The 21,080-nt window shown below is 45.1% G+C and carries 17 protein-coding genes; 8 read left to right on the top strand and 9 right to left on the bottom strand.

Translation table 11 applies throughout. From position 1 onward, the window contains the following. Positions 1–147 precede the first annotated feature (147 nt). The 3 genes from AACT52_RS18950 (at position 148) to AACT52_RS18940 (ending at position 5,407) form a co-directional block, all read left to right on the top strand. Entirely contained in the window at positions 148–2,271 is a 2,124-nt protein-coding gene (locus AACT52_RS18950) for a BamA/TamA family outer membrane protein (RefSeq protein ID WP_073632853.1), read from the top strand. Positions 2,272–2,306: 35 nt separating this feature from the next. Continuing rightward, the gene (locus tag AACT52_RS18945; protein ID WP_073632852.1) at positions 2,307–3,512 is read left to right on the top strand and encodes an RNA-guided endonuclease InsQ/TnpB family protein; all 1,206 of its coding nucleotides are present in this window, start codon (positions 2,307–2,309) and stop codon (positions 3,510–3,512) included. 212 nt (positions 3,513–3,724) lie between these two features. Next, positions 3,725–5,407 (top strand): serine/threonine-protein kinase, encoded by a 1,683-nt coding sequence (locus AACT52_RS18940; RefSeq protein WP_073632851.1) that lies wholly within the window; start codon positions 3,725–3,727, stop codon positions 5,405–5,407. A 47-nt stretch (positions 5,408–5,454) separates the two neighbouring features. Here AACT52_RS18940 and AACT52_RS18935 read toward each other — a convergent pair whose 3' ends face one another. Beyond that, a complete protein-coding gene (locus AACT52_RS18935) occupies positions 5,455–6,447 on the bottom strand; it encodes an SGNH/GDSL hydrolase family protein (RefSeq protein WP_073632850.1) in 993 nt (330 codons plus the stop codon). Between the two features lie 444 nt (positions 6,448–6,891). On the opposite strand from AACT52_RS18935, the gene AACT52_RS18930 reads away from it, so the two are divergent. Beyond that, positions 6,892–7,323: a hypothetical protein gene (locus AACT52_RS18930; protein WP_198940953.1), complete on the top strand. Its 432-nt coding sequence runs from the start codon at positions 6,892–6,894 to the stop codon at positions 7,321–7,323. Here AACT52_RS18930 and AACT52_RS18925 read toward each other — a convergent pair. From AACT52_RS18925 to AACT52_RS18915, 3 genes are all read right to left on the bottom strand, one after another. After that, positions 7,289–8,194 (bottom strand): DNA-methyltransferase, encoded by a 906-nt coding sequence (locus tag AACT52_RS18925; RefSeq protein ID WP_443216658.1) that lies wholly within the window; start codon positions 8,192–8,194, stop codon positions 7,289–7,291. The two genes, AACT52_RS18930 and AACT52_RS18925, sit on opposite strands and share 35 nt — an antisense overlap. A gap of 385 nt (positions 8,195–8,579) precedes the next feature. Continuing rightward, positions 8,580–9,020: a cyanase gene (cynS, locus tag AACT52_RS18920; protein WP_073632849.1), complete on the bottom strand. Its 441-nt coding sequence runs from the start codon at positions 9,018–9,020 to the stop codon at positions 8,580–8,582. Between the two features lie 132 nt (positions 9,021–9,152). Further along, on the bottom strand, positions 9,153–10,550 hold the full coding sequence (locus AACT52_RS18915; protein WP_073632848.1) for an RNA-guided endonuclease InsQ/TnpB family protein: 1,398 nt from the start codon (positions 10,548–10,550) through the stop codon (positions 9,153–9,155). Between the two features lie 75 nt (positions 10,551–10,625). On the opposite strand from AACT52_RS18915, the gene AACT52_RS18910 reads away from it, so the two are divergent. Further along, entirely contained in the window at positions 10,626–10,823 is a 198-nt protein-coding gene (locus AACT52_RS18910; RefSeq protein WP_073632847.1) for a hypothetical protein, read from the top strand. A gap of 362 nt (positions 10,824–11,185) precedes the next feature. Here the strand turns inward: AACT52_RS18910 and psaB are convergent, their stop codons facing one another. After that, positions 11,186–13,402 (bottom strand): photosystem I core protein PsaB, encoded by a 2,217-nt coding sequence (gene psaB, locus AACT52_RS18905; RefSeq protein ID WP_073632846.1) that lies wholly within the window; start codon positions 13,400–13,402, stop codon positions 11,186–11,188. A 123-nt stretch (positions 13,403–13,525) separates the two neighbouring features. Continuing rightward, positions 13,526–15,784, bottom strand: coding sequence for a photosystem I core protein PsaA (gene psaA / locus AACT52_RS18900; protein WP_073632845.1), 2,259 nt, complete (start codon positions 15,782–15,784; stop codon positions 13,526–13,528). Between the two features lie 639 nt (positions 15,785–16,423). Between psaA and AACT52_RS18895 the strand changes: the two genes are divergently transcribed. Then, positions 16,424–18,199 carry a hypothetical protein gene (locus tag AACT52_RS18895; protein ID WP_233153992.1) on the top strand — a complete coding sequence of 592 codons (1,776 nt, stop codon included), beginning with the start codon at positions 16,424–16,426 and terminating at the stop codon, positions 18,197–18,199. Positions 18,200–18,258: 59 nt separating this feature from the next. Then, positions 18,259–18,426 (top strand): hypothetical protein, encoded by a 168-nt coding sequence (locus AACT52_RS18890; RefSeq protein WP_158054692.1) that lies wholly within the window; start codon positions 18,259–18,261, stop codon positions 18,424–18,426. A gap of 366 nt (positions 18,427–18,792) precedes the next feature. Here AACT52_RS18890 and AACT52_RS18885 read toward each other — a convergent pair whose 3' ends face one another. From AACT52_RS18885 to glsA, 3 genes are all read right to left on the bottom strand, one after another. After that, complete coding sequence (locus tag AACT52_RS18885) at positions 18,793–19,389, bottom strand: hypothetical protein (RefSeq protein WP_233153991.1); 597 nt, start codon at positions 19,387–19,389, stop codon at positions 18,793–18,795. Positions 19,390–19,454: 65 nt separating this feature from the next. Continuing rightward, positions 19,455–19,919 (bottom strand): MarR family winged helix-turn-helix transcriptional regulator, encoded by a 465-nt coding sequence (locus tag AACT52_RS18880; protein ID WP_073632912.1) that lies wholly within the window; start codon positions 19,917–19,919, stop codon positions 19,455–19,457. Positions 19,920–19,975: 56 nt separating this feature from the next. Continuing rightward, the gene (gene glsA / locus AACT52_RS18875) at positions 19,976–20,890 is read right to left on the bottom strand and encodes a glutaminase A (RefSeq protein WP_073632843.1); all 915 of its coding nucleotides are present in this window, start codon (positions 20,888–20,890) and stop codon (positions 19,976–19,978) included. On the opposite strand from glsA, the gene AACT52_RS18870 reads away from it, so the two are divergent. Continuing rightward, positions 20,891–21,080 (top strand): hypothetical protein (locus AACT52_RS18870; RefSeq protein ID WP_233153990.1); only part of this gene is annotated, 190 nt, incomplete at its 3' end. It lies immediately after the preceding gene.

The following is a 21,080-nucleotide window of genomic DNA, read 5'->3' as shown; positions in this document are numbered from 1 at the left end:
AAACAAAAACTTAAATACAAGTGTCTTTTGGGAGAAGAGGAATGAATGGGGGTATAAATCGGCGCAAAGCAGGAAGTTAGTATTATCCCCATTACCTAACCTCAGTACGGAAGTACAAACTAACTCCCAGTGAATTAGGCTACTATTATGCGAGTTTCTTCTGCTGCAATTTTTACTTTAGTGACTTTAGCGGCTGGCAATGCTAGTCAGCAAGCATTGGCTGCACCCTCAGATACTCCTGAACAAGCTGAAAAACATGATAACTTAGTGGTGCCGGTGACTGAAGAAACACCTGCACAGATAGAAGGGATTGCACACCCGGAAACAGTAGTTATTGGACAATTTTCGCAAAAATCGGGCAATGTGCAAAGTGGTGGTAGCCATAATTCAGTTGTGATAGCTCCCCAAAAGAACAAACAGACACAGGAACAAGAAACAGCACAAGAAGTAGGAAGAGAAATTACTTTTCCATCCTCCCCATCTTCCTCATCCTCCCGATCTTCCTCATCCTCCCCATCCTCCCCTCCACCTACGAACAGTGATTTAGTAGTCTCTGCTACAGAAGTGCAGATAGTAGGAGCGAATGAAGAATTGCAGCAGATCATTCGCAGTGTGATCAAAACTCAGGCTGGTGGAGAAACAAGTCAAAGTCAGCTACAGAAAGATGTTACAGCAATTTTGCAGACAGGTTTATTTACGAAAGCTCGTGTGAATAGCCAATCTACACCAACTGGCTTAAGTGTAGAGTACCAAGTAGAACCAGTGATTGTGCGTTCTCTACAACTTTCAGGGGCTAATGCGCTGACGTATCAAGTCGCCAGGGAACGCCTTGAACCTCAAATAGGAAAAGTCATCAGCCCGAATGGTCTCAAGGAAGCAGTACAACAAATTAATAAATGGTACGCTGACAATGGTTATAAAGTTGCACGGGTGATATCAATCAAACCCAGCGCTGAAGGAATCCTGACTTTAAATGTTGCTGAAGGTGTCGTCAACGATATCAAGTTTCGTTTTGTTAATGACGAAGGCAAGTCAGTTGATGACAAAGGTAAGCCAGTCGCAGGACGTACCAAAACAGATTTCTTGCAGCAGCAACTGAAGCTGAAGCCAGGACAAATATATCAAGAAAATTTAGTTAAACAAGACTTACAGCAACTGTATAAAACTGGGTTATTTCAGAATGTTAACGTTGCTTTTGAAGGAGATGCGACAAAACTGGATGTTATTTACGAAGTCAAGGAGATAGGAGCGCGTTCTGTCAATTTGGGTGGTAACTATAGCGCCGATCAGGGAATAGTAGGCACGTTAAATTATCGAGATCAGAATGTTGGCGGGGTTAACGATACTTTCGGTGTCAATCTTGAAGTGGGTGCCCGTGACTTTCAATTTGATTCCAAGTTTACCAGTCCTTACCGGGAAACCAATCCAGACAGCTTTGGCTATAGTGTGAATGCCTTCCGCAAGCGGGGACTTTCTGACATTTTTGATGGAGATGTCAAGCTGGCAAATGGCGACAGAGTGCGCGAAGGTCGAGTTGGGGGCAGTTTTAGCTTTCAGCGACCAATTGAGGGCTGGGATACTTCTTTAGGACTCAACTATACCCGTGTCAGCCTTCGCGATCGCGACGGGAAAATTACCCCCACCGATGAAAAGGGCAATCCCCTGTCTTTTAGTGGTACGGGTATTGATGACTTGACGACTGTATCTTTAAGCGCCATCAAAGACGAACGGGATAATCCTTTGAATCCGACTCAAGGTTCTATTCTCAAACTTAGTACAGAACAGTCGATTCCTATTGGGGAGGGAAACATTTCCATGAATCGCATCAAGGCAAACTACAGCCAGTTTATGCCTGTGAAGTTATTTGAGTCTAAAAACCCACAAGTCTTTGCCTTGAATCTCCAAGCTGGTACAGTCTTGGGCGATTTACCTCCTTATGAAAGTTTTAACTTGGGCGGTCCCAATTCGATACGCGGTTACGATGGCGGTGATGTTGGCAGTGGTCGTACTTATGTATTGGCTTCCGCAGAATATCGCTTCCCGATTATCCAGGCATTGGGAGGTGTATTCTTTGCTGATTTTGGCTCAGACTTAGGTACTGGTGAAACTGTCTTGGGAAACCCTGCGGGAGTTCGTGGTAAACCAGGAACTGGTTTTGGTTATGGGGCGGGGGTGCGTTTTGACTCACCCTTGGGTTTAATTCGGGCTGACTTTGGACTGAATGACCAAGGAGAAAGCCGACTGCATTTTGGTATCGGTCAACGCTTCTAAAACTACAATGATCAAAGTACCAGAAAATACTTTGTATGGCGTACAAAGCTTTTAAGACCAAATTAAAACTCAACAACGAGCAAAAAACCTTGATGTCAAAACACGCAGGTTACTGTCGGTGGGTGTTTAATTGGGGTTTAAGGCTTTGGAGCGAAGCATACAAACAAGGGTTGAAAACGGCACTTGCTTCAACGGGGGGAACCCCCGCAACGCAGTGCCTCCCAAATGTGGGGATGTTGAAAAAGTTTTTCACAAACTACGTCAAGCCCCAGTACTCCTGGATGAACGAATTGTCATCCAAAGTGTACCAGTATGCTTTTATCAATTTAGCGGATGCATTCAAAAGGTTCTTTTCTAAACAGGGCAAGTATCCCAAATTTAAAAAGAAGGGTCGTTCTGACAGCTTCACTATAGACAATTCAGGTGCGCCAATCAAAATAGGCGGACTACGGCACAAACTACCGTTTATTGGATGCGTACGGACTTATGAAGGTTTGCCAGAGTGCGTCACAAAAAAAGTGACCATTAGCCAGCAAGCTGGTGACTGGTACTTGAGCTTTCACATTGAAATACCATGTCCACAGCCAACACCAAAACAATGTTTGAGTGTTGGGGTGGATTTGGGAATCAATGCGCTTGCAACACTTAGTACTGGTGTCGTGTACCCGAACCTAAAGGCGTATCGTCAAGCCAAGCAGAAACTCAGCATTTTGCAGCGTGCGATTACCCGTAAGCACAAAGGGTCGAGTAATCGGCGCAAAGCAGTATTAAGACTAGCGCGTCAGCACCGACGAGTTGCTAATATCCGGACTGACTACATCCACAAAATCACAACACACATAGCCCAGAACCACGGCGAAGTTGTGATAGAGGACTTAAATGTGTCAGGCATGATGACTAATCACAAACTTGCAGCAGCCATTGCTGACTGTGCGTTTTACGAATTCCGCCGACAACTTGAGTATAAGTGTGAGCGATATGGTTCTACTCTGGTGGTAGTAGATAGGTTCTACCCCAGTAGTCAACTTTGTTCTAGCTGTGGCTTTCAACAAAAAATGCCACTCAACGAGCGTGTTTATGTTTGTCCAAACTGTAAAGTCGGTCGGGATAGAGACTTAAACGCCGCAATCAATCTATCAAACTGGGGGAGGCTTTCTCCTGGAAAGCCTATGGAGCAGGTGCCGCCGACGGTCTGCGATGAAGTAGGAAATAAACGCTTTGAGCAACCTCGGTTGTTTTGAGTAGATTTTATAGAGCAGAAGAAAAAGTTTGGAACAGTCGTCTGTGGAGTGAGGTCATTGAAGAATGCTGAGTAATGAACTAGATTTGATATCGCTTAGGATTCACGTTAGACTCAAAACTCAAGACTGGAGCTTTGCTTTGTTTCACTCTTGAGTTTATGACGCAGTACTCATTATAGTTACTCAGCACTTGAATACTCAGGACTCCCTATATGTTAGCTGGTAAAACCTTGCAGGGTGGCAAATATAGCTTAGACCAGGAAATAGGTCGAGGCGGCTTTGGTATTACATTCAAAGCAACTCACCACTTCTTGAATCATATAGTGGTGATTAAAACTCTCAATGAAAAGCTGCGACAGCATCCTGATTTTGTCAAGTTCTCGCGCCAATTCCAGGATGAGGCGAGACGATTGGCGACTTGTATCCACCCAAATATTGTCCGCGTGAGCGACTTTTTTGTTGAAGATGGGTTGCCCTACATGGTGATGGAATATATTCCGGGTGAAACTTTGGCAGAAGCATTTGTCTTACCAGGGATGCCTTTATCAGAGGTGACAGCAATTCATTACATCCGCCAAATTGGAGCCGCTTTGCAAGTGGTGCATCAAAATGGTTTGCTGCACCGGGATGTGAAACCAGACAACATCATCCTCCGCAAAGGAACTTCTGAGGTGGTGCTGATTGATTTTGGCATCGCACGTGAATTTAATAATGGGGTCAGACAAACTCACACAGGTATTGTTTCTGAGGGCTATTCCCCAATGGAACAGTATTTGTCACAAGCAACCCGCACTCCTGCAACCGATGTTTATGGTTTGGCTGCAACACTTTATGCACTGTTGACAGCACAAGTGCCTATGCCAGCACTGCTACGCGATCGCGAACAAATGCCTGCTCCCCGCGAGTTACAACCCTACTTAAGTGCTGCTGTCAATCAAGCCGTGATGCGTGGTATGGCAATTGAGGCTCGCTTTCGTCCACAGACAGTGGCAGAATGGTTGGTGCTGTTACCGGGCAATAGAGAAGCTACACAGCAACCAGTATTAACACAAACAGTGCCAACTGTCAATTTATCTGTCGATGCATACCCAGATTTGCCACCGCAAGTGGCGGCTCTGAGCAAAACGTCAACCCCATCACCTTTGGGGAATGTCAATTTCAACAAAGTTGTCAACAAATTCTCGTCACCTAAGGTGTTTATTGCCACGGGTGTAGCTCTTGTGGCTGCTACAGCAGGTTTTGCTGTCACAAGTATAGTTACCAAAACTCAGCCACGCTCATTTCCACAACCTGTTGTAGAAAAGCGTGATGCTAACGAGGAAACACCTAAAATAAACATTACACCATTGCCTTCAACTCAACAGACTAACACTGCCGAGAAAGAAAATAATGCTTCGTCGCCAGTTGAATCTGCACCCACCTCCACACGGCGTAGGCGTATCCGTAGTGTTTCAACTGAAGAATCTCCCAGCCGCAATGTCACAGAAGAATCGCCTCAAACCTACTCCAGAAAATCCCGCTCTCGCCGATATCAACAAGAATCCCAAGAAGCTTCCCCTTCCCCTAGCAGTGATTCCTCGTCGCCATTAGTTGAGCGACTCCGGGCAATTCGCGAATCTCGCAAAACTTCCTCTTCACCATCTTCAGTAAATAACCCACCGTCTTCTCGTGGCGCTTCTGAGTCGTCGCCCCCACCCAGCCAATCGAATAATTCTCCTGTTGTTATACCAGCACAGCCATCTACAGCGGAATCAAAGCAGTCTGATTCTCCTGCTGTAGTCGTTCCTACAGTAGAACAAGTGAAGCAAAATTCATCATCCGCTGAAACTCAAACTGAACTGCAACATGACAAGGAAGATAAGGAGCTGCAAAACCCACAAACTGATAACAATTAGTTCATAGTTGATCATCAAAACTGGAAATTCCAGAGTTTTTTTAAGTACTAAAATATTGACAATTTAGTAGCTGTGTGGTATTTACTTTGTTCTACCTGATGTAGTAGCGATCGCCAAACCTCGTACCCTTCTGTGTTCAGATGCAATCCATCTGTGGTCAATTCTTGGCGCAAGTTACCTTCAAAATCTGTAAATGAATCATAAAGATTCAAATAATCAGCTCCTTCTTGTCTCGCGATTAGGGCGAGTTGATCATTAAGATGACGAATACGGGTATTAGGGATTGCAGACAAACGAGTTGGCAGAATCGATTGGATAAAAATTATGGTTTTTGGGTGAGTTTGTCGCAACTTGCGGACAATCTGGCGGTAATTGCCTAAAATGATTTCGTCTTTTGTACCCTTCCGCAAGTCGTTAATTCCAGCCATGATATAAATCACATCTGGTTTGGTTTCACCAAAAACAGACAACCTTTTTAAAATACCATTGGAAGTCTCTCCAGAAATTCCCTGATTCAGCCACAATCTACCTACAGGCAATTTTTCTCTAGGAAACCATAAACTTAAAGAATCACCCACTAGGATTCCTAAACGATTATCCCCTTGACTTTGAGCCATTGCTTTGGCTTCCATAGCCAATAAGTTTTTCCAATCCTCATATGTCAGTTGAGCTTTCTTCGTAGATATCAACGATGACTTTATGCTGTCTTCTGGTAAGCTTGGATAAATCTGACCCGCTTTCAGCGCCGCTAACCTTTCGTAGTAAAGTTGGTTTCCAGATGTAATTCGCCGAGGAACGAGTTGAGTTTTTGGGCTAAGCTGCGATTCTACTGGCTTTGGCAACCAAGAGTCACTAAATTCTGGTAGAGAAATTTCTGCGCTAGAGAATATTTTTCCACCGACACTTGGCTTTAAATCGTCTTTTAAATTCCAAATGACTCCGCTATTTCCTAAGTTGACATTTGGCAGATGTGGAAGAGCTGATGTTGGTATTACCAATCCTGTTAACAAGCCTGCTGCCAACAGATAAAGGTCCCTCATCTTGATATCTCTCCTCGACGTACTGCTTTTTTCTATTGGCAGCATTAATTAGTTGAATTCAGGAAAATTTTAAATAGTTATCTCATTATTTTTATTTATGTATCTATTTGTGTAAAGCTTGGCGACATTGTATTTATAATCTCTTCAAGGTTTTTGCATATTGCTTATACCAATTTTCATTAGACCTTTTGCGTAAGTAGATTCCATAAGTAGATTCCATCTGTGCCCACCCCCCTCATTCCCCCCTACAAGAGGGGGGAAGACAGAGGAAAAACTTTTATTTATTGTGCATCTGTGGTTAATTATTCTTTTTTTTGACTTTTGCAAGAAGTCTATTGTTGTCAAAAACTACTCGCGTCACCTCATGTGGTACGGCATCTAGGAAGCAGGTTTTTATGTAGCATTTTATACTGTTTTTGTTCGTCGTCAAGGTTGGGTGAAACCATGACACGCACAGGACAACATCCCCCACGAGTACTCTTGAAGCACCCACAGATATCTGTGGTGGCTGTAGTGATTGCGAAGAATCCTGCTTATACGTCTCAACTCCTAAGCTATCGGGATGAAGTGGTTTTCACCGATACCAGTATTCGGGAGTATTGGGACGCTAATCTAAAACTCTGGGTTGATAGGGATATCAATGCCGCTATCAACCTCAAGAGAGTGGGGCTGGACGTGTTCCCCACTATAAAACGCCGTAAAGGTGGCATCGTGATAGTTGGTTCTATCACTGATGATACCTCCAAGGAAGTTCTACGTATTCTAAGGCGCAAAGCGCCACGCTTCGCGAACGGAATACTTGAGAAGCCTACACCTCCCGCTCCGGGTAGGTGTAGGAGCGTCACGAATCTTCAAACCGGTAACGACTACCGATAATATAATCTTCATTAATTTCAAACGAAATCCATCGGCGTTGTAAGATTTCTGCAACGAAACCCGTTGTGTTAGAACCTGCGAATGGATCTAAAACAATATCACCTTCATCAGTCAAAAATTTAATGAAGAATTGTGCAAAACCTTGAGGAAAACGTGCAGGATGTGGTTTAATTCCTGCAGCTTTACAGCGACGCAAGTAAGCACTATTGGATTCTGTATTCGCGATTTCTAATAAATTTGGTGGAATAGCGCCTTGATTATCCTTCTGAAATTTGTCAGAAATATCGTGACCACTAGGACGGATTTTTGCTTTATAGCCATTTTTAAGTAATTGCTTCATACTTTGGCTATATGGCTTTAAAACTTTTCTATTGTCGGCTTTGGGGTGAGGCGTTTTAGACAACCACCAAACCACATTCACTGAATCTTTAACACGAATCCGTCTGATTGTTACCCATTCAGCAGGTGTTGGGAGTCGTGCTGGATTATAGTGATAAAATTCTTGAGCGAGAAAAAAGCCGACTTCCTTACACAATCTCACTAAAAGCTCATATTGGTAGATACTTCGTACTGGATGACCAGGAAGATAAGCTCCACCTAAATCTAAAATAAATGAGCCATTTTCTGCTAGAACTCTTTTAAATTCGTGGGCAAAAGGGAGAAACCATTCTATATATTTTTCTTCACTTTCGTTGCCGTATTCTTTTTTGCGTGTGAGTGCAAATGGAGGTGAAGTGATGATTAAGTTAATGCTGTTGTCTTCAAGAAATTGAAGTAATTTTAGGGTATCACCTAAATATACTGCTCCGTTTTTCTGAGAATAGTAAGGCGTAAAATTTAGTATTTTTTTTTGTGTTTGTTGTTCTATCAAAACTTCTAACTAGGTGACAATTTAATTATAAAAATAACAGCCTCATGTCATCTATCTTCAAGACTATATAAGTCTGGTTCATGATATAGAAAATCAAATGCTTTACCATACTGTGCAAGTTGCATTAAGTCGTGGGTTCATGGATATGAGCTATCAAAAAATAGCTTTTCTTCTAAGAAAGAGCGTTCTTCTTCTGAAAGAGATAAGATGACTTTTACCAGTGATTCAACAAGTTTAGTATTCATATGTGACATACTCTGGGATTTATGCTAATCCGTTCTTGCCAGTTTGTCATTGTTCTGATCACTTACAACATAGGCTTATTGTAGGCGATCGCTCTGCTGGCTTACCTGATAAATTACTTTGTAAATAACTTCTATCAAACTTACCACTTTTTATATGGTAAAAATTTACCAGACATAACCACTTTCACTCGCTCCCCTTTAGGGTCTTCTTCTTTTTCAATTTCCAAAGTAAAATCAATCGCACTCATAATACCATCACCAAACTTTTCGTGAATGACGGCTTTCATCGGCATTCCATAAACTTGCATTATCTCGTAGAAACGATAAATGAGTGGATCAGTTGGGACAACTGGACCAAGACCTTTCACCGGATATTCAGTCAATTCTTTCACATAACTTGCATCCAGCCCTAATGCTTCAACTAATAACTTCGCCTCTTCCTCTGAAGCACTAGCTTGACGGTAAATGACAGATGCAATCCACACTTCGTCACGTCCCAGAATCTTTTCCAAATCGGCAAAGGTTAGTCCCTTATCTTTTTTCGCAGTCAAAAGCTTTTGAGTCACTTCAGGGATGGACACTGGAAAACTCCTGCAGTTAAATGTTACTTCTTTTGTAGAAAAAGTTTATCGCTTTTTCACAGCTTATTGTCTCATAAGCTTGGTTTGAAAACATGAAAATACCCAGGACATACCGAATCAATAGTGAACTACCTACACCGCCTGAGTACAAGTCGGTGTAGGCTTCTGGCACGCTCTTAACGTTTTCAGAACTTCCTTCAAGGTACTATTAGTAGTAGAGTTAGTTACTACTGGATTCCCTCTACGGCGTTTTATCGTTGGGAACAGTCCCAGCCCAACGCGCTTTATGTTGATGGATGCGTTCACATCACGATCAACAAGGAGCGATTCTTTCTCATCCCAATACGAGCGGATGTCGCAGTTAGTGAAGATGAACTCGTCACGATACGCGAGTAATTGAGATGTATATGCAGGGTTTACTGCTATCGTCCTAGCCCCAGCTTTTGCAGCTATGTATTCTAGGATGGTGAAAAACTGCCCGAATGCAGCATCAGCCCAAGACTTGTTCAACCCAGACTTAGCCGACTGACCATTAGGTAAGTATTTGCCGTCAACATCGAGTTTGGCTTTGTTTCGCTTCGACAAAGCTTTTAGGTTTAAGTCCTCATGAATGAAAACTTTTTTACCCGTTTTTACCAGTTGATGGGCAGTTTTAAATGCATGGTCACGACGAGAACGGGCAATACGTTGATGTTCTCGTGCTTCTCGTTTTGCATTTCTTAGACGCGCTCTACTACCTTTTTTCTTGCTTGCTTTACGTTTGGAAACCTTAGCCAAGCGTTTTTCAGACTTCCTGAAAGATTTCAGTGCTGGGAGTTTAGTGTTCTGTGAAGTTGCAAGATAGTCGTCCTCATGCAATACCGCGTCCAATCCAACAGTGTTATCCCAGGTAGGAACCACATCGTCAGCGGTGAATATTGGGACTGAGGGGTCTTCTAAACAAATTGTGATATACCAACCGTCTGCCGACTTAGTTAGCAAAGCATTTTTAAGGATAAAACCGTCTGGCAATGGACGGTGTAGCCGCACCTTTATCCAGCCATCAAGCTTTGAAATGGACAAAAACAACCAGTCCTTTTCGATACGCTCAACACTGATGGCTTGACCTTCTATGCGCAGAGTGCGGTAACGTGCAGCGCTTTTAAAACGAGGTTTGCCACTACAAGTCCCGTTGCAGTCACCTTTAAGGAAGCCAGAAAAAGCGTTGGCGACTCGCTTTGAAACATCTTGCAACGTTTGGGATGGAACGCGCTTATAGTCTAGCAACTCGCCCGAATAACCAACCTTAAGTAGGTCTTCCTTAATGATGGGAAGCTGTTTCTTTTGAGAGTAAAAATCAGGTCTATCTCGCAGTTGGGGTAATGAACAGACCAAAGGACAAACATTGATGCTGTTGCGGTTGTGTTCGTACCAATCAAAACGGTCTCCTAGTTGCTTGTTATACCAGTGGCGGCAAACTCTCAACCAGCTATTCAATTCTAATTTTTGATTGGTATGAAAGTAGACGCGATACTGGTAATTAAGCAACATTTGTTTCGTTTGTCTCGTTGCTTTAATTTCTTTTACTATCTATAAATAGCTTATAGCCATAAGCAAAACAAGTCAATGAGAAAAGGTAAAAAAGCTGTAAAGAATGTGCCTCTGTTCTATGAAGAAGTGAAAACCGCGCACCATATAATCGTTACACCCACAGCGTGGCGTACGTTGCAAGCGCGTGCAAAAGAGCAAGGAATAAGTGTCAGCGAACTCATTGAGCGTTGGGCGATACCTGACAAAAACTCGGACACCCCCCATCTGGATTAACTACGTTAATCTACGATGAGGGGTGTACCTCGTTTTTGTCCCGCGATTCATCCCACACCTCCCTACGGGTAGGATGTGGGGCTTCTCGCGGGTTAAGCTAAACGCTAGTATTAAAAGTGATGAAATAAACCGCCCCATCTAACTCCCAATCAGGCAATCTTCTCTGGGTGATGTTAAACTTTGACTCTTTCATTTACCAAACAAAACTTATTTCTCTTGTGGGGTGGGCCGGAAAGCCCGCCCCAAACCCTTATTTATAGTTCCCAGCACAAAAGTTTAAATAACTTAGATAACAAAAAATCCCCCACCCGAAGGCAGGGGATTTTATTTACTTACCTACAGCTACTTATTCAGTCAACTCATTAACCAAACTTACCAGCAGTAGAGGCAATCAAGAACGCTGCGTAGGTGAGGACGTAGCCAACTGTAAAGTGAACTAGACCCGTCAACCAACCTTGAACGATGGACAGAGCAACGGGCTTGTCTTTCCAGCGAACCAAGTTCGCTAAAGGAGTGCGCTCGTGTGCCCAAACCAGTGTTTCAATCAACTCTTGCCAGTAACCTCTCCAAGAGATGAGGAACATGAAACCGGTTGCCCAAACAAGGTGTCCGAAGAGGAACATCCAACCCCATACAGCTAAGTTATTCATACCGTATGGGTTATACCCGTTGATCAACTGAGCGGAGTTAGCCCACAGGTAATCACGCAGCCAGCCCATGAGGTATGTAGAAGACTCATTGAACTGAGCTACGTTGCCTTGCCAAATACCCAGGTGCTTCCAGTGCCAGTAGAAGGTGACCCAACCAACGGTGTTGAGTGCCCAGAATATGGCGAGGAAGAACGACTGTTCCCAAGCGGAAGTTTGGCAAGTACCGCCGCGACCTGGACCGTCGCAAGGGAAGGTGAAACCGAAATCCTTCTTGTCAGGCATCAGCTTAGTACCACGGGCATCCAACGCACCCTTAACACAAATGAGGACAGTTGTGTGTATAGCGAGAGCGAAGGCGTGGTGTACTAAGAAGTCACCAGGACCAATGGTCAAGAACAGGGAGTTGGTGCCATTGTTGATAGCATCCAGCCAACCAGGTAACCAAGGACCGCCAGCCAAGGAAGCAGCGCTGTCAGGATTGGACAGTAGGGTGTTTAAACCGTACAGTACTTTCCCGTGAGACGACTGAACGAACTGTGCAAACACAGGCTCAATGAGGATTTGCTTCTCAGGGGTGCCGAAGGCAACCACTACGTCGTTGTGTACGTACAGACCCAAGGTGTGGAAGCCCAAGAAGAGGGATACCCAGCTCAGGTGCGAGATGATCGCTTCTTTGTGCTTCAGTACGCGGTCGAGTACGTTGCCCTTGTTTTGATCTGGGTCGTAGTCACGTACCCAGAAAATTGCAGCGTGGGCGAAAGCACCGACCATGAAGAACACAGCGAGGTACTGGTGGTGAGTGTACAGTGCTGCCTGGGTTGTGTAGTCCTTAGCTATGAAGGCGTAAGGAGGCATTGCGTACATGTGCTGCGCTACCAAGGAAAGAGCAGTACCTAGTGCTGCCAGGTGTATGGACAACTGGAAGTGTAGGGAGTTGTTATATGTGTCGTACAGTCCTTGGTGAGGCAGGTTGAACTGACCTTCGGTGTTGATGCCAAAGAAATTCTTGGCGTTCAACATTTCTTTGATGCTGTGACCGATACCGAAGTTGGTACGGTACTGGTGACCGGCGATGATGAAGATAACCGCGATCGCCAGGTGGTGGTGAGCCATATCAGTCAGCCACAGGGACTGAGTCTGAGGATGGAAGCCACCTAAGAATGTCAGAATCGCAGTACCTGCACCTTGAGATGTGCTGAATAAGTGGTCCGCGGTGTCGGGGTTAGCAGCGTAAACGCCCCAGTTACCTGTGAAGAATGGTGCCAAACCTTCTGGGTGTGGCAGGGTGGTTAGGAAGTTATCCCAACCTACGTGCTGTCCGCGAGATTCGGGGATCGCAACGTGAATTAAGTGACCAGCCCAAGCCAAAGAACTCACACCGAACAAACCAGCCAAGTGGTGGTTCAAGCGAGGTTCAGCACTCTTAAACCAAGCCAAGCTAGGACGGTACTTAGGTTGCAAGTGTAACCAACCAGCGAACAGGAACACTGCTGCCAAGATGAGGAGGAACACTGAACCTTGGTACAGGTCATTGTTCGTCCGCATACCAATGGTGTACCACCAGTGGTAAACACCAGAGTAAGCAATGTTAACTGGATAGTTAGCGCCGCCTTGGGTAAAAGCTTCTACTGCTGCTTTACCGAAGTGGGGATCCCAAATCGCGTGGGCAATTGGGCGAATATGAAGAGGATCTTTAATCCACTGTTCAAAGTTGCCTTGCCAAGCTACGTGGAACAGGAGGCTGGATGCCCACAGGAAGATGATTGCCACATGACCGAAGTGAGTCGCGAAAATCCTTTGGTAAAGATTTTCTTCTGTCATGCCATCGTGGCTTTCAAAATCATTTCCCGTAGCCATCGCATACCAGATCCGACGCGTAGTCGGGTCCTGTGCGAGATCCTGGCTAAATTTTGGATATTTCGTTGCCATAGGTTTGATAAATTCTCTGACCTTCAGCCATCAGGTTTTTAGACTTCTGAGTTCTGAGTTCTGAGTTCTGAGTTTTCAAATCAAAACTCAAAACCCAAAACTCATGACTCATCAAGCTGATTTTTAGCCCAGTGAAATGATTCGTGCGTGGAAGAACGCCCAGGTAGTCACAATTCCTCCCAAGAGGAAGTGAGCCACCCCGACAGCCCGACCCTGAATGATGCTTAGAGCGCGAGGCTGAATTGACGGTGCTACTTTCAGTTTATTATGTGCCCAAACAATCGACTCAATGAGTTCTTGCCAGTAGCCTCGACCACTAAACAGGAACATCAAGCTGAATGCCCAGACAAAGTGAGCTCCTAAGAAGAGCAGACCATAAGCTGACAGCGCACTGCCGTAGGAGTTAATCACTTGTACAGCTTGTGCCCATTGGAAATCACGCAACCAGCCGTTGATTGTGATGGCACTTTGGGCAAAGTTACCACCAGTGATGTGGGTCACAACACCATCTGAGTCTACCGTTCCCCAGACATCTGATTGCATCTTCCAGCTAAAGTGGAAAATTGCAATTGAAATGGTGTTGTACATCCAGAACAAACCGAGGAATACGTGGTCCCATCCAGATACCTGACAGGTACCGCCACGACCAGGACCATCGCAGGGGAAGCGGAAGCCCAAGTTCATCTTGTCTGGAACCAGACGAGAACTGCGGGCAAACAGGAATCCCTTCAACAGAATCAGCACTGTGACATGAATTTGGAATGCGTGAATATGGTGGATCATGAAGTCCGCCGTACCCAGCGCAATCGGCATCATTGCCACTTTGCCGCCTACAGCCAGGATACCACCGCCGAAGGCATAGCTAACGGGTTCTAGTGCATTGGGCGCAGTTGCACCAGGAGCGACCGTGTGCAGGTTTTGTACCCATTGGGCAAACACTGGCTGCAACTGAATTGCCGTATCCGAGAATGTATCTTGGGGACGACCCAAGGCACGCATCGTATCGTTGTGTACATACAGTCCAAAGCTGTGGAAGCCCAGGAACATACATACCCAGTTCAAGTGAGAGATGATTGCATCTCTGTGACGAAGTACTCGATCCAGCACGTTGTTCTGGTTCACCACCGGATCGTAATCCCGCACCATAAAGATGGAAGCGTGAGCGGCTCCACCAACAATCAGGAAGCCGCCAATCCACATGTGGTGAGTAAAGATGCACAGCTGGGTGGCGTAGTCAGTTGCCAAGTACGGATACGGAGGCATCGCGTACATATGGTGCGCCACGATGATGGTCAATGAACCCAGCATTGCCAGGTTGACTGCCAATTGAGCGTGCCAAGAGGTGGTGAGGTTTTCGTAGATACCTTTGTGACCATCACCAGTGAAGGGACCTTTGTGGTTTTCCAGAATCTCTTTGATGCTGTGACCAATACCCCAGTTGGTACGGTACTGGTGACCAGCAATGATGAACAGGACAGCGATCGCCAAATGGTGATGAGCAATGTCCGTCATCCACAACCCGCCTGTGACTGGGTTCAGACCGCCCTTGAAGGTGAGGAAGTCCGCATACTGACCCCAGTTCAACGTCCAGAAAGGCGTTAAACCATTGGCAAAGCTGGGGAACAGCTCGGTTATCAAGTCACGATTCAAAATGAATTCGTGGGGCAACGGCACATCTTTAATGGCTACTCCCGCATCCAGCAGCTTATTAATAGGCGCGGATACGTGAATTAAGTGACCTGTCCACCCCAAGGAACCCAAGCCCAATAGTCCTGCCAAGTGGTGATTGAGCATCGACTCCACGTTCTGGAACCATTCCAGCTTAGGAGCGCGCTTGTGGTAGTGGAACCAGCCTGCAAACAGCAACAAGGCTGCTAACACCAAACCGCCAATCGCGGTGACGTAGAGCTGGAACGTATTTGTAATACCCCAGCCACGCCATATTTGGAAAAAGCCGGAGGTAATTTGAATGCCGTGGAAACCGCCGCCAACATCTGCATTTAAAATTTGTTGACCGACAATTGGCCAAACGACTTGAGCGCTAGGTTTGATGTTGAGGGGGTCGCTCAGCCAAGCTTCGTAGTTTGAAAAACGAGCGCCATGAAATATCATCCCGCTCAGCCACAGAGTCACTACAGCTAAGTGACCGAAGTGTGCCGCAAATATCTTGCGGGATACGTCTTCTAAATCGCTTGTATGTGTATCAAAATCATGGGCGAGTGCGTGAAGGTTCCAAATCCAGGTTGTGGTTTTGGGACCTTTGGCTAGGCTTCTGTCGAAATGTCCCGGTTTTGACCACAGTTCAAATGAGGTTGGAACCGGATCATTATCGACTATGACTCTTGCCTTTTTTTCCTCTCGCTCCGGAGGACTAATTGTCATTCGACCTCCCCTCTTAGCAGGTTTGAAAAATCATGAATACCACATATTGTCTTCATGGCTTTAGTTAAGCTTTATCGCGGCCTCCAGAAATAGACTTTACTGGAGCAGCGGCGAAGACCGTCTGTGGAGATTGCTTTCTGTTGAATTATAAAGGCTTATCTCGTACATAGTTAGAGACTTGTTAACAATAATTCAAAATCGGTGAATCAATTGTCTCATCTACCTTTTCCTTTGAAACTCCTGAGCAAAAAGTCAATACTTTATTCATTTATTTTACATCCCTTAACATTTAGCAAAACTTATGCTTTTATCACAAAAAGCTATTTTTTCGGGTTTAACTGCTTTTGCTTAATATTACTTAATATATGTATTAAAGAAATTTTTGTCATAGCAGATAATAAGCTTTCATGAAATTATTGTGCAAAATTTTGTAACAAATATGACTTTTAAAAAGCGATGACTCAGATAAGTCATGGCAAAACCACATTTTTGAGAAATATCCAAGTCGTTTGTAGGGGCACAGAGCAATGCTGTGTTCCCCTACAAAGGTGGTGTATGCAACCGAGAAGCGCTATAGTGACCAATGGACAGTTTGAGCCAAAATTATCACTTGTTTAGGAGTATGACTGGGTGGAAAGCATGAACTTGTGGCGGAAGACCGCAATGGCTATCCTCAGGTTGCTAATGGTATGCGTGCTGGTGTTAACTTTGACCAGCTGTGGAGAGAAAGCCGTTAGCCAAGAACCGTCTGGCAGCTTGCCAGAAAAAGCTCAACTTTCAAAGCAAATCTCAGAAGTTTCCCCACCAGCAACAATCCAAGAACTGCGCCTAGCCTTGGAAGTTTATCAGCCACAAGTAACACTAGTGACACCTAAACAGGATGAAATCCTGCAAGAAAACACAGTCACAGTTCGCTTTCAGGTCAAAGACCTACCTATATTTAAAGATCCAGAACTCGATCTTGGTCCCCATTTACACGTCATTCTTGATAACGAACCTTATATAGCCGTATACGACCTGAATCAACCCCTGGTTTTGCCAGACTTGTCCCCAGGTACCCATACACTACGTGTCTTTGCCTCGCGTCCTTGGCATGAAAGCTTTAAGAATGAAGGTGCTTATGCCCAGTCAACATTTCACATCTTCACCAAAACCGACGACAACAACCCCGATTTAACCAAGCCACTGTTAACATACAGTCGTCCCAAAGGCAGCTACGGTGCAGAACCAATTTTACTGGACTTTTACCTAACTAACGCCCCATTGCATCTGGTTGCTAAAGACAATCCCAATGACGACATAGCAGATTGGCGCATTCGCTGCACAATTAATGATGAAAGCTTTGTTTTAGACCGCTGGCAAGCCGTTTACCTTAAAGGCTTTAAACCAGGTAAAAATTGGGTAAAACTTGAGTTCCTCGACGAACAGGGAAACCCTGTAAAAAATGTCTTCAACAGCACAGTAAGACTTATTACCTATGAACCCAAGGGGAAAGACACTCTATCTAAAATTGTTAGAGGAGAACTGTCAGCAGATCAAGTTCGCAGCATAGTAGACCCGAATTATACCGCCAAAATACCAACTGCCGAACCCACACCTACCCCAACTTCAACGCCCAAGGTTGAACAAACAACACCTGAAACACAAAAGGAAGAAAAGCAGCCTGTTCCTGAAACTGAACCGACACCTATCCCAACTTCAACGCCCAGCGTTGAAGAAACAACACCTGAAACACAACCTCAAGCTGAAAAACAGCCCGTTCCTGAAACTGAATCTCAGCAAGCGCCTCAAATACAGCCTGAGAAACCAAAATCAGGCGGCTTTTTCAATCGGTTACAGCGTCGAACAGGCAAGGCACCTACTCCACAAACAACTGCTGAACCAACTCCTGGCTTACCTCCCACTTTGCCAGAGGTTATTGAGACTCCCCAACCAGAAATCACAGCACAACCACAGCCAGAGGTGACACCCCAAGCCGAAGCAACGCCTGTACCACAAACAGTTGCTCCTCAGCCAGAACAAAGACGGGGATTGGGTGGGTATTTTAATCGTCGGGCAGGCAAGATACCAACGCCACAAACAACTGAACCAACTCCTGGCTTACCTCCCACTTTGCCAGAGGTTATTGAGTCCCCTGCAGCAGAATCAGTTGCACCTCAAGGAGAAACCACGGCAGAACCCAAACCACAGCTAACGCCAGAAGCTGAAACAACCTTACCTCAAAAAATCGCCCCCGATCCAGAAAAACCAGAATTGACACGGTATTTCAGCCCCCGTCAGTACCCAGGTGCTGCACCATCTCATACCTTGCCGCAAACTGCACCAGATGTTATTAAGCCTCCATCACTTCTTGAAACATTAGAAAAGGCAACCACGCCCGAACAGTCAAGCGAAGAAATCCAGGAGGCACAGTAATCAGCAGTACGAGAACTAAAACCAGATTTGAATTATGGAAATTTGACAAGGTTTGAACAGTGCGATCGCTCTTTAGGGCGATCGCACTGTTTCTCGACCATCTCTTTGGCTTAGTTGTAGTAAGCTATCACAACTCTACTGAAACCGTTCCCAGCACATCTAAAGGTGCTGTTATGACTCTTGAGTCGGTTTTAATGCGAGCCGCTTATCGAGAATATAACTGGTAGTAGTTAATCCAATTCCAATGCTAAGAATAGCCAGTAATACCAAGAAGAAGGGATCATGATTGAGGAGATAAAAACTGATTAAACACACAAAGAAAAAGCTCCGCACAATTAGTGTTGTCGAATAAAGCGAACTGAGACGAAGCCGAATCATTTGCACAACAATGATTCCTAATCCAATCACGAACATACCCGTAATACGCGGAAATATGTCTCCATAATCACTATTGGACAACAGAAGTTTCAGAGCAAAGCGTGGTGCTAATAATAGCATAACGCCGCTTGGAATGAGATAGCCAGCCAAGTAAAACAAGCTTAGTCGTGTTCTTTCCATTGAAGTTCTTTAAATAAATGAGTTCATGTTCTTGCTCAACTAAATTGAGAAAGACAATGAATTAACTGGGAAAACACTTGGCAAATGCCTGAAGAAATTTGAGTGAACCATTGACGCGAATCTTGCGTCGCAACAACGCCCAAATTAAGTTCTGCTCTTTTGTCAAAAACTGAAGCCAAGCGTCGGTGTCGGGGTTTATGCGACACCACCCACACTTTGCCCGGAAATCGCTCCATCTCCATTGGGAACGCTGCTGATGGATTCATCGCTCGCACCCCAATCTCTTCCAAGGTTTTTACGATGCTCCGTGCTACGTCATTCGTGTGGTCGTAATTAGCATGAAACTCAAGGTTGGCAATGGATCGAGCAGGGGTACGGACATTTTCGCGATTCATGCGGCATACAAAGCTAATTAGCGTTTTGGTAGCTGGAAACGCAGCCAAAATGTCTTGCCGTTGATTATCAATGGCAGGTCGTTCTAGTTCCACAAATCCGACATCATCAGCACCAGCGTCTAGACACAGCTTCCGCAGCCGATCCGCATCGAGGACTGCAGGACTCGTTGCACGGTTTTCCACAGTGATCTGCTCGCGCCACCGTTTAACGGTTGGATGATCATCGAACTTGGGCATACTGTCCTCCAAAATCACGCTTTTTATGTATATACATATATTATTTGTATTATTTGTCAAAATTTTTAGGCGGTATCTGTTAGAGCTAGGGTATCAGACAGCAGCGAGAGTAACTCTTGCGATCGCTGTTGTCCAAATCGCGCTTGCACTTCGGCTTGAGCTTGTTCCCATAACGGTAAGGCTTGGGCTAAGAGCGCACGACCTTCAGGGGTGAGCGATACAAGCCTGATTCGTCGGTCTTCACCAGGTTCCATGATGACCAATTTCCGTTTTTCAAGTACTTTGAGATTCCTCGTTAAGGTCGTCTGATCTGTGAAGAGCTCTTGAGCCAAGCGAGTCACGGGTGTAGATTCCACTAAATGAATCGCCACCAACAGCGTAAATTGGTTTAACACCAATCCCACCGGACGCAGTGCTGCATCATAGATTTGCGTCACAATCCGCGAAGCTCGACGAATATGCATTCCCATGCAGCTTGACGGAATGAGGCTGACCTTAGTGAGATTGGATTGAGAATTTGGCTTGGTCATAAAAGTATGTATATACATAAATTTTAGACTTGTCAACTATTAAAAACTTTCGACTGCTAGCCAAAAACACTTAATTGTAAACCTTGGGATAAAGCTTCAACAAAAGCGATCGCCCCGATAGAATTACCAATACTATCCAAGGCAGGACTGTAAAGTGCGATCGCCCCTTGATTTGGTACTATCGCAACCACTGCGCCACTGATACCAGATTTCATCGGCAAACCAATCCGTAAAGCATACTCAGAAGAAGCTGCGTACAGCCCACAGCTTAACATCAGCGAGTTGAGAATACGGCGATGCTGCGGCAAAATCAATTCACTTTCAACAGCCAAAAGCAAACCCAAACGGGCTAAGTCTTCCACATTACCTGAAAGACAGCATATTTGCTCGTAAGTGTCAAGAGCTATATCAGGATTCTTTACATAGCCTGCTTCGGTAAGATATTGCGTAATCGCTTGATTTGCTTGGGAGTCAGATGCTCGCACAGAAGCCAGCATAACTTCATCTAACTTGAGGTGAGAACCTGCGAGTTGGTTGAGCCATTGACAAAGTTGTTGACAGCGATCGCTAGCGTCTTTTCCTGGTAACTTATCCGCAAGAGTAATTGCTCCACTGTTAATCATAGGATTGCGGGGTCGTCCATGATCAGCAATCAGTTGCTCTAAGGAATTGAAAGGAGCATCCGATGGTTCAACCCCAACCCACTGAAAAACCGTCTCTGCTCCAAATTGTTCTAGTAGATACAGTAGCGAAAACGGCTTTATCGCGCTCATCAGGGGGAATACACAACTTGTATCGCCTTGGCTGAAAGTTTGCCCCGAAGCACAGCAGATGTGAACCGCAAACCAATCGGGATTAGCTAATGCCAATTTGGGAATACGGTTAGCAACTTGTCCTTGATGTGCCAAGACTTTGGCTTGTTGCGCCCAAGCTGATAACTTGGTAATAGTTAGCCTTTCCAATCCAACCATGTGACATCCTCCTACACTCCCCTATCGGGTGAGTGTAGGCTTCCCAACCTCGCGATTGAGATTTCCTGGTTGTTTTCCCCTCTAGGGTGTTTCACTACTTACCTAGAGCAGCCTTATGACTTACTCCCCGGCAGACCGATTGCCCAGGCGGTTTCCGTTCCGCACAGCCCGTGCGTACTGACTACCAATC

Source organism: Scytonema sp. HK-05, assembly GCF_963872035.1.
GTDB lineage: Bacteria > Cyanobacteriota > Cyanobacteriia > Cyanobacteriales > Nostocaceae > Kalymmatonema.
The sequence above is the reverse complement of the archived record's forward strand: the minus strand, read 5'-3'. Positions and strand labels throughout refer to the sequence as shown.